9 protein-coding genes and 1 pseudogene are annotated in these 15,472 nt (G+C 49.2%); 4 read left to right on the top strand and 6 right to left on the bottom strand.

Features of this window, described 5'->3' with window-relative positions:
* Positions 1 to 49: 49 nt before the first annotated feature.
* Both PAT3040_RS22740 and PAT3040_RS22735 read left to right on the top strand, forming a co-directional pair.
* Positions 50 to 730 carry a response regulator transcription factor gene (locus tag PAT3040_RS22740; RefSeq protein WP_108994507.1) on the top strand — a complete coding sequence of 227 codons (681 nt, stop codon included), beginning with the start codon at positions 50 to 52 and terminating at the stop codon, positions 728 to 730.
* Complete coding sequence (locus tag PAT3040_RS22735) at positions 727 to 1,839, top strand: sensor histidine kinase (RefSeq protein ID WP_108994506.1); 1,113 nt, start codon at positions 727 to 729, stop codon at positions 1,837 to 1,839. Before PAT3040_RS22740 ends, PAT3040_RS22735 begins: the two co-directional genes overlap by 4 nt.
* On the opposite strand, the gene PAT3040_RS22730 is transcribed toward PAT3040_RS22735, so the two are convergent.
* The 5 genes from PAT3040_RS22730 to PAT3040_RS22710 all read right to left on the bottom strand — a co-directional run bounded on the left by PAT3040_RS22730 (position 1,832) and on the right by PAT3040_RS22710 (position 12,359).
* Positions 1,832 to 7,468: an Athe_2463 domain-containing protein gene (locus PAT3040_RS22730; protein WP_373863970.1), complete on the bottom strand. Its 5,637-nt coding sequence runs from the start codon at positions 7,466 to 7,468 to the stop codon at positions 1,832 to 1,834. The genes PAT3040_RS22735 and PAT3040_RS22730 overlap by 8 nt on opposite strands.
* Positions 7,469 to 7,518: 50 nt before the next feature.
* A complete protein-coding gene (locus PAT3040_RS37340) occupies positions 7,519 to 8,802 on the bottom strand; it encodes an S-layer homology domain-containing protein (protein WP_181376778.1) in 1,284 nt (427 codons plus the stop codon).
* Positions 8,803 to 8,817: 15 nt separating this feature from the next.
* Positions 8,818 to 9,786, bottom strand: coding sequence for an S-layer homology domain-containing protein (locus tag PAT3040_RS22720; RefSeq protein ID WP_181376777.1), 969 nt, complete (start codon positions 9,784 to 9,786; stop codon positions 8,818 to 8,820).
* Positions 9,787 to 9,982: 196 nt separating this feature from the next.
* Positions 9,983 to 11,206 (bottom strand): MFS transporter, encoded by a 1,224-nt coding sequence (locus PAT3040_RS22715; protein WP_108994503.1) that lies wholly within the window; start codon positions 11,204 to 11,206, stop codon positions 9,983 to 9,985.
* 61 nt (positions 11,207 to 11,267) lie between these two features.
* Positions 11,268 to 12,359 carry a lactonase family protein gene (locus PAT3040_RS22710; RefSeq protein WP_181376776.1) on the bottom strand — a complete coding sequence of 364 codons (1,092 nt, stop codon included), beginning with the start codon at positions 12,357 to 12,359 and terminating at the stop codon, positions 11,268 to 11,270.
* A gap of 177 nt (positions 12,360 to 12,536) precedes the next feature.
* On the opposite strand from PAT3040_RS22710, the gene PAT3040_RS22705 reads away from it, so the two are divergent.
* Together PAT3040_RS22705 and PAT3040_RS22700 are read left to right on the top strand one after the other, a co-directional pair.
* Positions 12,537 to 12,878: a hypothetical protein gene (locus tag PAT3040_RS22705; protein ID WP_087566099.1), complete on the top strand. Its 342-nt coding sequence runs from the start codon at positions 12,537 to 12,539 to the stop codon at positions 12,876 to 12,878.
* A 158-nt stretch (positions 12,879 to 13,036) separates the two neighbouring features.
* Positions 13,037 to 14,032: an aldose 1-epimerase gene (locus tag PAT3040_RS22700; protein ID WP_108994501.1), complete on the top strand. Its 996-nt coding sequence runs from the start codon at positions 13,037 to 13,039 to the stop codon at positions 14,030 to 14,032.
* A 404-nt stretch (positions 14,033 to 14,436) separates the two neighbouring features.
* Here PAT3040_RS22700 and PAT3040_RS38950 read toward each other — a convergent pair.
* Positions 14,437 to 15,472 (bottom strand): annotated as a pseudogene (locus tag PAT3040_RS38950) (FAD-dependent oxidoreductase); the annotation flags it as partial.

Here is a 15,472-nt window from a genome sequence, read left to right as displayed (position 1 = left end):
TAAGACCAACTATAACAGGGAGAAAGCTCACTGTTTGGAGGTGCGTTAATTGGGATACATTTTGGTAGCTGACGATGACCCTCATATCCGCGAGCTTGTAAGGCTCATCTTGGAAAAAGAAGGGTATTTGGTCAGCGAAACGAGTGATGGAGCAGAGGCTATGGCGCTAATGGGAGCTTCGCCGGCCGATTTGGCCATCATCGATCTGATGATGCCGAATATGGACGGATGGGAGTTATGCCGCCACTTGCGCAAGGATCACGACCTCCCTATCCTGATGCTTACGGCCAAGGGTGAGCTGAACGACAAGCTCCGCGGCTTTCATATCGGAGCGGACGATTATCTCGTGAAACCTTTCGATCCGGCCGAATTAGCCGTACGGGTAAGAGCTCTGCTTAAGAGATATCGTATTGCCTCCTCGCAGCAAATAACCGTTGGCGGGATAATGATGGATCGCGGAACCTATCAGTTGAAAGTGAATGGCGAACCTCATAACATACCGCCCAAGGAATTCGAGCTTTTGTTCATGCTGATGAGCCATAACGGCAGAACGCTGTCGCGGGGTTCTTTGATCGAATCGGTGTGGGGCTACGACTTCGATGGCAACGAACGTACGCTTGACGTGCATGTTAACCGCCTGCGCGAACGATTCGCCGACTGGAATGCCTCGATCAAGATCCGTACGATTCGCGGACTCGGCTACCGGCTGGAGACGGAGGCGGCGGGATGACAAGAACGGACAAGGCGAATCGCAGACCGTCGCTTGGCCTCTTCATTTGGAAGGGCGCAATTGCAATCATCGCAGTCATCTTGTTCTGCGCCGCCGTCTACACGAGCGCTTACTTCCTGTTCATGTGGTTCTATGATTACCGAGGACTAAGCTGGAACGATTATTACGTTCATTTGGCAGTATGGGGGCTCGGCGTTCTCTTATTCGTCATCACGGTGCTGCTTATTAACTTTATTACACGCCCGAAGCAGATGATTGTCTGGAACGAGATGCTTATCGCTTTTCGCAAAATCGCCAAAGGCGACTTTAGCGTCATCGTCGACCAGGAAGGCAAATTCCGCAATCACTCCCAGCTTGGAGAGTTCGTCGACTCCATTAACGAGATGACGCAGGAGCTGAAGCAGGTGGAGCAGCTCAGGCAGCAGTTTATATCCAACGTGTCGCATGAGATTCAATCGCCGCTCACCTCTATTCGCGGATTTGCAAGCATGCTGCAACAAGACGGGCTGACGCGCGAAGAACAACAACATTATTTGTCCATCATCGAAAAGGAGACGATTCGCCTCTCCGGGCTTAGCGACAACTTAATGAAGCTGACTTCGCTCGAGTCGGACCATGTCCAATGGGACATGGCGCCGTTTAGTCTCGACAAGCAGCTGACGGATATCGTACTGGCAAGCGAACCTCAATGGCTGGAGAAGGAGCAGGACATCGAGCTCGAGCTGGCGGAAGTTATCATGCACGGGAATGCGGAGTTGCTTAGCCAGGTTTGGCTGAACCTGCTGCATAACGCTATCAAATTTACGCCTCCCCATGGACGGATCACCATCCAATCGGTAAAGAACGAAGGAGAGATTACCGTACGGATCAGCGATACGGGAATCGGCATATCGCGCGAGGATCAGGCCCGCATTTTCGAACGATTTTACAAGGGGGACAAGCAACGCACGCGAACCATAGAAGGCAACGGGCTCGGCTTATCGATCGTCAAGCGAATCGTTGAGCTCCATCAAGGGTCGATTCGAGTGGAGAGCGTCCCCGGTGAGGGAACGACTCTCGATGTCACGCTTCCGCTGCAGCCTTTATTGCCGGCTAAATCCGTTATTTGACCCGATGAACGCCAACCGTATCGGATGTATTCCCTTCGAAAATAATGGAGACGTTGGTTGTCTTGGTCGTGCCATTGCTATAATAGGCGACGAATGTAATCGTTGCGGGGCCGTCCGGGAGCTCCTCCATCGCATCGTCCCACATCTCCCCTTTCCAAATGCTGCTGGTAGATCCTACAGCGCTCAGAGTTGTCTTCCGATTGCCGAACGTCGCTTCCACCCTGATCGCTTTCGTTGCGGTCGGGGTCGCTGTCGTAGCCGCCTGCAGCATCAGTCTCTCGCCTGCCCAGAACACATTGTATCCTCTAGGCGACTCCGGGTTCCCGCTTTCCTTCAAGTTATAAGCCTGCCTTCGCTCATTCCATGCATCCGTATGTCCTACGTCCCCTGACAGCGTCAGAGGAACCACTTGAATAGTCTGATTAAGCATAACAGTTGCGGAGCGCCCATCCGTCACGGTCTGCCGCATCTTCCATGCTCCCGTTTCAGTCATCCGCCTAACCGGAGCGGCAGTCGAATAAGGATAGGTCAAATTATAGCTATAGCTTTGACGAACGCCGGTTGGGCTCGTCAATTCATAGGCCACTGTAATCGGATCACGATCCGGATCGCTCGCCAAACTGCGGAATGTCACCGTATCTCCCTCGTAGACCGGATTCGGCGACCAACTAAACCCCGGCGTCGGCGGACGGTTATTCATTACAACGACAGTCTTCGCAACCGTCTGCACATTGCCATTCGGCGTTCTGGCGGTCCATTCGAACGTATAGGAGCCGTCAGGTATCGCCGCTATCGTCAATTGATTGCTCCAGCTCTTGCTTCCGATTCCCGTCGTGGAGTTTGTCGTCGAGGTTAATGTAATCGTCCGTTGGTATGGCGTGCCTTTGAAAGCTGTAACCGTCGTCGCGTTGCCGTTCACTGCGGAATCCGGATATTTGGTGGTGGAAGCCGCGAGCCTATACGATTCTCCAACGGTTAAGGTAAGCAGATTGCTGCTTAAGCCATTAATCGAATCGATACTGCCGTTAAGATTAATAGGAGTGCTAACGCGGACGTTATACGTATTCTCCGCATAAGAACCTGCCACGGACCCGTTAGCCCGTATCTTGAAGCTGTACAAACCATCCGGCGTCGTATTCGGAATAACGAGCGTCTCATCATTCCAGGCAATATCGTTGCCGCTCCTGCTTCCCGTATAATACGGAACGGACTTATTAATATAACCTCCCATAGAAAGAGAGAGGGCGACGGAATATGGGAATCTGGTCCATAGTTCGTGAGCTACAAGCTTCTCGCTTGCAGGAACGTTATTCAGCGAAAAATTTTCATCTTGCGTCCGCAGGTTAGACTTCAGCTGAACGGGAACCGTCTCTGGCAGTACATAGGTCCGCACAATCGGATCCGACCATACTCCTTCGATATCCTGAACTCTATAGTCCAAGATGTAAGTCCCCGAAGACAGCTCGGAAGGAATTCGCGTCCATACTTCGCCGCTTCCTTGCTTCGTAAGCTTGATCGATCGCGCTTGAATGCCCCGATCCGTCGCCGCTCGCGTTATATTATGATCCAGATCGTAACTGGCATCGATCCATGTCGTCTTGTACAAATTCGATGCGGGCACGTAGTCGAAATCCAGGATGACATCTGGGATGGGCTTGCGATGCACGATCACTTCAACGACGGATTCATTGGAAAAATAGCCGTATTCGCTGAAATTCGGATCGGTCGTCGGTCTATCCTTTACGCGCCGAATAAACTGATATTTGCCGGGTCTGCTTAACGTAACCTTGGACTGGTAAGGAAACCAATTGTTATTGTTTTTGACGGCGATGAGCTGCTTTCCGTTAATGAATTCAAAGCCCATGCTGTTGTCATAATATTGAGGATCCTGTATGATTTGAAGCTGGTCGCTAACCGTCGGTATAGAGTCGGACTCATAGTCGAATGTCGCCGTTCTCGTTTCGATTTCATCTCCGACCAGCTTTAGAACTTTAGGTACGGCAGGATTGCTTTCAGCTATGTAACTGATGACGGAAGCTACAACATCTTCTATCGCCCCCGTATTAGAGATAAAATGGTCATGCGATATCTGCGATCGGAAAACATTCGATCCCACGATGATGAGTGTCGCTTCGTTTTTGTTAATCACATTTTGCAAATCCGAGAGCTGCGATGCCTGGTTGTCAGAGATGTAGATCACATATTTGGCTGGCACGGACCTCATAAATGAATTATCGTACCGTTGTCGAATAGCCTTGGATATGCTCCCACTATAGAAGCCAGTATAGCTATCGTACGATACTTCTCTGGGTTCCCACACATCATGTGTCCAATAAACCGTCCCGCTATAGTAGGCTGTCCAACCACGTGAACATGATCCATTTGGAGTGCCCGTTGGTCCGCAGCTTGGACCATTTGGCGACTCGCCGGATCGGCCAATGGTACCTGAGTATTTACCGTCGCTATAATACTGTGAAGATCCGCAATTATTCCATGAGCTCGAATCTTTGTAATTTCCTTTAGAATCATAGTAAGTCGTTACTGAACTCGAACATGTTCCTGTACCGGTTTTGGAGTCCGTCACTGTGACGAATTTACCCTCATCTCGCGTATAAGGACTGTTGGATGTGCTGTATAGCGACAACGTGCCTGAATAACCATTTGATGAATAGTAATAAGTGCTGCTGGGGTAAGAAGTGCCGGTACCATTGCTTGTACTAGCTGATATAGTATCTGTATAGGTCTTCATATCCCAAATGCTTAGATTCGCTAACATGTTCGCTTGGGTGAAGGCATTTGTGAGTGTGACACCGTTTCCTCGAATATAATCTGTCGATGATTGCTTTAAGTTGGAATCCAACATGAAGTAAATGTCCATATCGGGCTTTTGCGTTGGAATATCCAAGTATAAGTCGCTTGAAGGAGAATAATTGTCGACAAAGAAATACGATTCTATTGTTTTCGTTTTGTTGTCACCAGGCGTAATAAACTCCATTAGTCGGTCTTGGTTTGTACTTTCTTTCGCATAAGCAACGATTTTATACTGACCAAGCCTCTCGAATACGGGAAGTTCCGAAAGATCACCGTTGGACTGGAAGACGATTTCGTCCATGGTACCATCGTTGTTTGAATCGTAGTGGACCTCTAATCGTTTCTCCGAAATAAAGTCGCCATCCGTGCTAACGGCATCATAAAAGAGCTTGAGTTGATCCAGACGGCTAATTTGGGATTCGTAAGCATGAGCTATTACTGCTGGTTCATGGTCGGGAAGTATTTCATAGTCGACCACATACGGATCAGAATAACGAGTAATGGATTTTCCATTGCCATACGGAATGACCCTTTTTGCTGCTATGCTGATTTGATAGCTGCCCGTTTCCTTATACATATATTGTTTTTCCGATGTGTTGGATTCACAAAAGCCTACTCGGCATTTTAAATTCAGATCATTTGGTTTGACGAAACTAAACGATGTGATTTCAAGGGGTGCGTTCTGCTCCACCCATTGATCGTTACTTGCTTTTGACTGGTCAAGTGCGATCATTGTTCTGTTTTGCTTATAAAGTCCTTCGAGTTTAATAGCAACGTTTGGTTTCGACTTATGAACAACCACATGTTGAATCTTAAAAGATTCGCTTCCGTCCGGTGCTGTAAAAGTTGTCTTAACCTCGCGTATTCCAAGCTTGTTTTCTCCGAAAATATAATCCCCTCGGTAAAAGGCAGTTGCGTTGATCTCAGAACCATCGATAAACACGCGTTTTGTAAACTCATCATAACCTGCAGGATCTTCGCAGCCTCGATGGGGAATTATATCTGGTTCGCCATCTGTCACAGGAAAGGGAACTACATCATACCAATCAAGCGGCCAGTCCGCTTCTGGCGTAATAAACTGCGGCGGTGCCGGCCAAGCTTCCTGCTCACAACTGTACACATAGGGTACTTGTGCAATGACAACAGTACGAATCCTTTCAGATGATTGATTGACGGCGGCATCCTTATCTACAATCTTTTGTTTGATTTCAAACGATTTTTTTACAGGCTCCGTTACCATATCTACGGCGAATTTCGATGCCATAAAGTTGTAGAGCCATTGTTCGACAGCCTTTTGATCCAAATGCCCTGATTTTGGCGCTTTTACTTCGGGTATAGCAGGATCGTATTTACGAGATGCTGTTGTTCCATCATCTTTATTTATAATTTCGAACTCGTAGTAATCTGCATCAGACCCATAAGAAAAATCTTCATAACCTACCATTAGGCTAGTGAATTGGGATTTTCGATCAAATTGAATCTCAGGGATAACGCCAAAATCGCTGAGCATTGGCTGTTTTTCCGTGGGTTCGAATTCAATTTGAAAATTGCAATATTGTCCTGCGGTAGACGGCGTATTGTATGTATGGTTCGTGTAGACGATGAAGGCTCCTGCGTGGGATTTGTACAACCAAACGTCATCGCTGGTTTTATCGAGCTTCGAAGTATCTACTTCAATCGTGAAGGTCGCACTTGATTGATTGCTCTTCAACACAACCCCATCGCTGTAATTGTTTGAAGCTTTCTGAATATATGTACTTGCATTTGGATCTTTCATGTCCAGTCGCCAGTAATCAATGTCCTTGCGGGTATAATACTCCGCTTCAGTAGCACGACCTCCAAAATACATGTCATCTTGAAGAGTGCCGGTTACTATCATTTCTACTTTAACGATTTTGCTTTTGCCGATCGGTATGGGATCTTTGCTCACTGGCTGTGCCGTACAAAGTGCTGGTGTTTGCTTTTTTTGTTCAGGTGCAAGTTTGGGCAAAGCATATGTATGATACCACGTGGAGTGCGATTCCCAGCTATAATGATACATATTCCCGAACCCGCCTGCTCTTGCTGAGGGCTCTTGGTCGATGGACATGTAGTTTCGGGGGTCGCGATTGTCTAAGTTGGCTCCAGATAACACTCTATAGCGATCCGCGTACTTTACTCCTTGTGTGATTGAGAAACCAATAGCTTTATCGATCCAGCCTCTGATGTAATCGAATGATATATCTGTTACTGCTCTACCTTCGTACACGGCACCTGGAGTATCAGGCTTATACTTGTAGTCTGAACCTATTTGCTCCCAAGGCCTATAAATCCAGTGCTTAGATGCTAATACATTGCCGGAATCGGAGTCTACAATAAAATGAATGTTTGAAAATTCGTTGCCATCACGTGTGAATCCTAAGTACCTATATTCTCCGCGAACCGAATTCCCGGTCTTTGAATCAGTTCCCAAGAAGTGACCATTAGTATAATCGATTGTATCCGGTCCGGCCTTCTGCCATCCTTTTTTAAACTCTTGAATACTCTGCACCGCTTTAACATCACCATAGACTTCAAGTCTTCTTTGTCCTGCTAATGGAGTAGAGCTACCTTCAGGCCATGCGGTCTGATAATAATACTTAGAGTTAAATTTAAATCCATTAGAACTACAAGGTGGAATGCCTTCAGGGATATTACCATCCACGGATGGAATTGGATTATACCCGCATCGGTTGGAAAAACCGTTAATTGTTAATGGGGGCTGATTAACCGCAGCTGATGCAGTTTTAATAGTCCATCCTGTAAAATCGTATAAAGAAAGGATGCAAAGGATGGCCATCATTGAAACTATGATCTTTCGGATTCTATGCAATTTAATCCCACCACTCTTTAGTAGTTAAGCTTGATTTGATACCTTTTTCCAATCTCACGATAAGAGAAGTTCTTATTATTGAATGTGAAGTCTTTTTGTGCTGTTTCTACGATATAGCCTTCGACCATTTTTCGAAGCTCCTTACCTTTTCCACCGCCTGCTAATAATTCGTATAAGGAATTTAAATATTCGTTACTTGTTTTAAAGTTTGAAGTGACAGGGTAACTAAACCCTATCTCTCTCAATCCGTCTCTATGAACAAATGCTAGTAGTTCATCTTTAGGACGTAGATCATATTGCCCTGTAAGCGATAAATATTTGTACTTCTCGTAATCTTCCTTGGTTGAAAAAACTTCAATTGATTCTCCGCTAAAGCGATTGACGTACCCTTCTGTGACATGTTTGTACGCTAGCTCCAGCATCTTGTTATACATGTCCAAAGCATATTTATCTTTGTATAAATAAATTTCCCCCTCGATTGTTGTGTAATTCAATCCTTTAAGATCAGGTTGATATGGCTTTCTTAATGTTTCATCTCGGAGTCTCAAAACCATGGTTATTGCTTCTGCTCGTGTAACATATCGTTGCGGATAAAAGTATCCCCTAGGGTACCCGTTCATCAATCCAGAGATAAGAACGGTTGCTCTATATGGTTCGGTGTTCTTTGAAAAATTGCCAATATCCTTTAGGCCGCTATTGTTAACTACGTATTCCGAATACAAGTAATCGTATTCTTCCTCCAGCACATGGAACCATGCTCCTAGTAAATAAGATGCTGCATCTCTTTTAATCTGCTTCTGGAACAAGTTGTATTGTTTAGGAAATAAAAGCTCAGTATCTCGTAGTACATTAATATCGAATAAAAAGTTCACATAAGGTGTTGCCCAATAGCCAAATGATGCATTTTTGAAATTAAATCTAGTTGTGCTCAGGGCTGTTTTAATTCGATTATAATATCCTGGATTGTCAATCTCGAGTTCAGCCAACCACTCCGGATCAAACTCCGTCTTTCCATTTTTCGTCACGCTATGAGCGCGCAAAATCATTACGATAAACTGGTCAGCCTTTACAATATCATTCGGCCGAAACGTCCCGTCCTCAAAACCTTCCACAAAGCCAGCTTGATAAGCTTGCAATATAGCATCCTTCGCCCAATGCCCAGCTATGTCCGAAAAAGGAAGTGCATCAACCCCGGTTGTTTCCTCGGCTGCGCCATCCTGCTCTGCGTTAGCAGCTCCTGTTCCCCCAAACGTCAGTGAAAATACCAAACTAAACGTTAACATCCATTTCATACTCTGCATTCCTTGCTTCCCCTCTCAACTGGTCAAATAAGATTCTAATCGCGATAACACCTTTACCGCTTCCGCGCGGGTTACTGCTCTTGCAGGCTGGAATGTTCCATCGGGATATCCGCCAAATATCGCAAAATGACTCGCCAGCGATATCGCATCCTGCGACTCACGCGATAATGATGACGTGTCTTTGTAGGCATACTCTTTGGGACGTTTATCATCTATAAGCCTCATAACGTCCGCAATCATCAACGCTACATCTTGCCTTGACATCGGCTCCTTTAAGCTGCCAGGCATACGTACGCCAAGATCATCAATCGCCGCTACATAAGGCTTGGACCATACAACACCATGAGCTGCGGCAAAATCATACTCCTGCTGCCCTAATAGGCTTGCTCTCTCTTCGTTTGTCATTCTCCAACGAAATTCTCGTCTCCATTGCCGCTTCCCATTCGGTTGTTCATCGGTAAGCGTCATGACGAGCAATTTCGCCAACTCTTCGCCCGTCACGGCTGAATCAGGTCGAAACGTACCGTCTCCATAACCACTTGCAATTCCTCTGCGTACATAATCGGATACTTCCTCACGGCCCCAATGCCCCATCATATCCCGAAACAGGGGAATATCCACGGACAAATTGTAATAGCCGCTTTGCGGGGCTGTAATCGTAAAGGTATATATGCCCGACGCCGCCTTTTCCATTCCCCAGATAACGCGCCAGTTTTCCTGGCTGTCTAATGTCGTCCTCTTCCCCTTCAGGTTGCCCACGCGATGACCGTCCGGCAGTTGAACCGTCACCACAAATTCGCCTTGACTGCCTTCGATCATGAATTCGACATAGTCGACTTTATTGGTCATTTCGTATTCCTTCACGATTTGGACAGTCTCGGCAACTTCGGCAGATGCCTTCCTGATACCGTTACTCATGCCTACACAGGCCCCGAGCAGCAGTGCCGCCAACCCAAAATATACAATACGTCTATGTTTTAACATGTTTTTACACTCCTTGCCAATTGTTTTTTCTTGCATCACGACAAAAAAGCACGCCTCTCCCTGAGTTTCCAAGGAGAAAGCGTGCTTCGCTTCCTGTAAAAGTTCTCTCTATTTCGACGAATATCTACTTCGATGGTACGTCATTGGCTCAGCTTTTGTCAATCATTTCCTCGAAGTAAATTTGCGATTGCCGCGTTTATACTTCTCTGCGGTCCTTAGGGAGCATAATGGCCAGCAGTCCGATGACAGGCAGGAAGCTTGCGAGCGTCATCACAAACGCCATCCCTTGAGCATCGGCCACATTGCCGAGCACAACCGAGCCCAACGCCCCCATACCGAAGGCAAGTCCGGTAATCATGCCGGATGCCATGCCGACTCTGCCCGGCATAAGCTCCTGAGCATATACGACGCTGACGGAGAAACCGGATTGCAGAATGAAACCCATAATTGCCATGACCGGATAAACCCAGAACAAAGTTAAATGAGGCAGCAGCAACGCGAACGGAGCGGCTCCGAGAATAGAGATGAGCATCATCTTTTTGCGGCCGATCCGATCCGCCATCAATCCGCCCGTAAACGTGCCAAGCACGCCGAAGATCATGAACAGGAACAATGGAATTTGTGCAGCTTGAATCGTCAGGCCGTATTCGTCCCTTGCATAAAATTGATAAAAATTGCCGATTGCGGCCGCATACCAGGATCTTGCGAATACGACAAGCAGGAGAATGGATAAAGCTATAGCGATGACTTTGCTTCCCGTACCCGCTCCCGCTCCTGCTGTATCAGCGGATGCTGCTTTTTTCTTCGGCACCCTCCCGCCATGCTCCGCCAGCCGTGCTGTATACCACGGCACTACCTTAAAGCATATAGCAATGGCTACCGCCGCAAGTAGCATGCCCCAAGCGGCACCACGCTGGCCAAGCGGTACAAAGATCGCCGCCGTCATGATGGGACCTAGCGATTGCCCGAAGTTGCCGCCGACCTGGAAAATCGACTGCGAGAAGCCCCGGCGATTGCCTGCCGCAAGATGCACGACGCGCGAGCCCTCGGGATGGAAGACGGCGGAACCGATGCCGACAAAGACGACAGAGAGCAACAGCAACGCATAATTCGGCGCGATTGCTAGCCCCGCCATGCCTGCCATGCTGCATAACATCCCTGCAGGCAGCATCCATGGCGTCGGGCGTTTATCCGAGAAGATGCCAACGACCGGCTGCATGATGGAGGAGGTCATATTTAACGTGAAGGCAATCCACCCGATCTGGCCGTAAGAGAGCTTCAGCGTATCCTCGAAGATAGGGAACAGCGCAACGACGACCGTCTGCATCGCATCGTTAAGCAGATGGATGGAGCTGATCGCGAACAACATGGTGTAGATGGTCGCCTTCTTTACCGCGCTTGCGGTTCCGTCGGCTCCCATAGATCTTGATGACAAGGAACAGGACCTACCTTTCTGATAGATGGTTGTTGTGTTGTGTTGATTAAGCGAAGCGAATGCACACGGGAGATGGAAGCTCCAACTGCTGCCCCGCTCGGGCAAGCTTCCCGCTCACCGGATCCCTACGGAATATGACGATGGTTCCGCTCCTCTGATTGGCGACCAGCACATAGGCTCCGTCCGGCGTAATGCCGAAATTCCGCGGCTGCTCTCCTCCACCGCCGATATGCTGTATATTTGCCAGCTCTCCGCTCGTCTCATCCACGCGAAAAACGGCAATACTTTGATGGCCGCGGTTGGAGCAGTATAGAAACTTGCCATCCGGCGACAAATGGAGATCAGCCGAATCGTTATAACCGTCGTAATCAGCTGGAATAGAAGAATAGGTCGCGCCTTGCGCCAGCGTTCCGTTTTCTTTGTCGATATGCATCAAGGTTACGCTCGACGCCAGCTCGTTCGTCACATAACCGACGGGGAGGATGGGATGGAAGACGATGTGGCGAGGTCCGTAGCCGCCTGTCAGCTTGCACTCATAGCGCTTGCTCAGCGTCCCGTCCGATTCTCGATAGGCATAAGTTATAATGGCATCCATGCCAAGATCAACGGCGCACACATAGTTCGTCCCAGGCATAGGAGCGATACAATGCGCATGCGGCTTCTCCTGGCGATCCGCGACGGGTCCCGGCTCGCAAACGTGCTGCATCAGCGAGCTAAGCTTGCCGATGTCGCCTGCATCATTCAACTGCAACGCCGCAATATTGCCGCCGGTATAATTGGCCGCGAAAACCGCCGTTCCGCCCGCATCGACGCTTACATAACAAGGATGCTCGCCGCCCGTGGACGCGCTGCTAGTTACGCTGCCCAGCAAACCCGTAGAGGGATCAATCGCAATTGCCGCCACGACGCCTCCTCCGACTCCGCCTGCCTCTGCAACCTCCTGAACGGCGTACAGCTTCGTCCCATTGGGATGAAGCGCGAGGAAGGAAGCATTGTCGAAGCCATCCATCTTCTGAAGAATCATCAGCCTTCCGTTCGACGGATCCAATCGGCATACATGAATAGTAGGCTGATGTCTCTCTCCGTAGGAACCTACGTACAGTATTCCGTTATTCCGTACGTATCCTTTAGAACTCATTTCGTTCATCCTTTCCCCGGTTACATCGATTCATTAACAACTAAAGTGAACATAGCACAAATGTCACTTCCAGAACAAACACTTTTTTTGTCAATACCTCTTCACTTTTATTGAGAGATATGATATGATGTAAGCGCTAACATTTCATGAGTTCAATTCTTATAAGGGGGATTTGGGATGATGAGTGTGGCGCTTAGCGAGAGGAACGTATACGAGAATTTTGATCAAGAGTCGGATGTCCTGTACTTTAAGTTGGGCAGTCAAGGTCTCGTAAGCTTCCATGGCAGAAACTACAATAAAAAGAAGAGTATGTCTGTAGAAGAAGTTCGCAGCTTAATGAAAGAAAAGAACTATTTTCAGATCAGTTCGGATTGTTTCATTAATCTGAGCAAGATTAGATCCGTAGCGGACGGAACGGTATTTTTCGGATCGCAGCATACCGACTGCAAAAAGCTTCATGTAAACCGTCGCAAGCAATATGCAATCGAGCAGGTTTACCGGCAGTTCTCGCATAATTAATCCACAATTTCATGCAACATCGGCATGGACAAACAACCGCTCCCTTCCAACTTGGAAGTGGGCGGTTGTTTGCTTCGTCCGGCGCTGGTATGCTAGAGAAGTGAACTTATATAATTACCCCAAAACCGCGTAATTGAATTCAAGGAGGATAATAGGCAATGACGAAGCAAGGACAAACATACGAAGGACAATTCCATGATGAAAGCGCCATCTGGCTGAAGTGGGGTTCCTACGAGGCGGCGGTGCTGCCGAAGGTAGGCGCTAATTTGATCGCTTTCCGCGACACGGCCAAAGGATATAACATACTTAGAGAACCTTCGCTTGAAGAAATGAATGAATTCCGTGCCCGCCCTATCGTGCATGGCATCCCGGTTTTATTTCCTCCGAACCGTTATGAGGATGGTACTTTCACATGGAACGGCCGCACCTATACGTTCCCGGTGAACGAAGAGAACACGGGCAATCATCTGCACGGCTTCCTGCATGATGCCGCTTGGAATGTCGATGACTTCGGCGTAAACGGTACCGAAAGTTATGTACAGTGCAGCATTACGGTTGACGAATCGCACGCCATTTTTCAATTCCTGCCGCATCGCTTCACCCTTCGCCTGCGTTATTCGCTGAGCGACAACGGCTTGCTTCAGCATGTTATGGTGATCAACAACGGCGAAGAAGCGATGCCTTCGATGATTGCATTCCATACGACGCTTAACGCGCCGTTCGTGCCGGGCAGCACGTCTGATGACTACACCTTTACGATGACGACAGGCAAACGTTGGGAGCTAAATGAGCGTATGCTTCCAACCGGAGGTCATCAAGAGCTTCTCGAGGAAGAAGTCGCGATGCAGACAACCGGCATCTCCCCGTTCTGGCAGCCGATGGACAACCATTACACAAGCGCGACACGCGACGGACGCAACAAAATGGAGCTTACGGACAATCGCGCCGGCGTTACGCTGGTATATGACGTCGGCTCGGCCTACAAGCAATGGATGATCTGGAACAACAAAGCGACGCCTGGCTTCTTCTGCCCAGAGCCGCAGCTGAACCTCGTGAATGCGCCCAACGTTAATCTGCCGGCGGAAGAGATCGGTCTCGTAACGCTTGCGCCAGGCGCCATCTGGGAATCCACGAGCCGTCTTTACTTGCGCTAGGCAGCCAAGTCCGGCAGCGCTCTGCCGCGCTGCCTTCCTGGAGCTTTATGGAACGCTAACGCGAGCTGCAATGCAAATAAGGACCGACCCTCAGCTGAGGGTTCGGTCCTATTTACGTGCTATTGCTTCAGAAAGTAGCTCAGCGGCGGCCTGTAAACCGATTTTTTCGGGTTGCAGCTCCCAAAGTTGCTTCGCGTCCCCCTGTAACCCGATTTTTTCGGGTTGCAGCTCCGAAAGGCGCTCAGCGGCGACCAATAACCCGACTTTTTCGGGTTACAGCTCCGAAAGTCGCTACGCGACGCCCTGTAACCCGATTTTTTCGGGTTATAGCTCCAAAAGTAGCTACGCGACGTCCTGTAACCCGACTTTTTCGGGCTGCAGCTCCAAAAGTCGCTACGTTACCGTCATCCTTCGTATACGCGGATTTCGACGATCTGGGCATAAGGACAGCCGTTGGTCGACTCCGCCACGACCCTCAGCTTATCCGTTGCAACCGTCTCAGGCAAGACGTGGACGCGCTTGCGGCGGCGGTTGTCGGTCTCCCTATGCAGCACTTGCCAGTCGCCGTCAACCCAAGCTTCGATGCGATAGTCCTTGACGAGCTCCGGCATGGTCTCGAACGGCGTCGTATGGTGATGCAGATTGATCAGATCCTCGTTCACATCGTCGTTAAAGGTGAGATGCACCTCGACAGCGCCGACCGGCTCCGACCAGCTCAGCTCCAGCCATGGCTGACGGCCGTCCGTGATGACGTCCGACGACCAAAGATGCGGTCCGCCGTACGGTCTGACGTAGCCGTCCGTCGCCTTCTCCGCCCCGTAAGCAGTGGTTTCGGCGTGCACCCTTATGCAGAACGGCTGTCTGACGATGCCGCCCATCCGCCATTCGACGATCGGCTGCAGCTTCTCGTCCGTATCGAAATCCTTCATCGCTTGCTGCCTATATTCGAAGCCCAGCACTCCGAATAAAGGCTCCTCGGATAATCGCAGACTTACGAATTCGTTCTCGCGGACAATGACAAACGCATTTTCCGGCTGCGACGGTCGCCATGACAACGGGATGTCCACCCACCGAGCCTCTCCTGCTTCTAGCGCCACTTCTATAGTATCGATCCGCTCAGCGGGAATGTAATTCTCGAGGCGTCCGGTTCCCCACAGCTCCACCGTCAAGCTTGTGTTCGCGGATGCGTCCAGCAGCAGCGAGAACCCTTCCAGCGCCGGCTCGACCGGGAACAACATGCCGACCTGAGACTGGAGCGGATACGCCGTCGACGGACGCTCCACAGCGATTCGCCGCAAAGTGTCGGAAGCTCGCACGGCGGCATTGCGGGCACGATCAAGGGAATCCTCGTTGCGAAGACCAATGATGGAGGCATCCTGCTTCAATAATTGTTGCTGCACCGCGCTCCAGGCAAGCTCTCGCGGCGCTACGCCTTGACTT

The sequence above is a fragment of the Paenibacillus agaridevorans genome (assembly GCF_003112455.1).
Taxonomy (GTDB): Bacteria; Bacillota; Bacilli; order Paenibacillales; family Paenibacillaceae; genus Pristimantibacillus; species Pristimantibacillus agaridevorans.
This window is presented reverse-complemented; position numbering and strand designations above follow the sequence as displayed.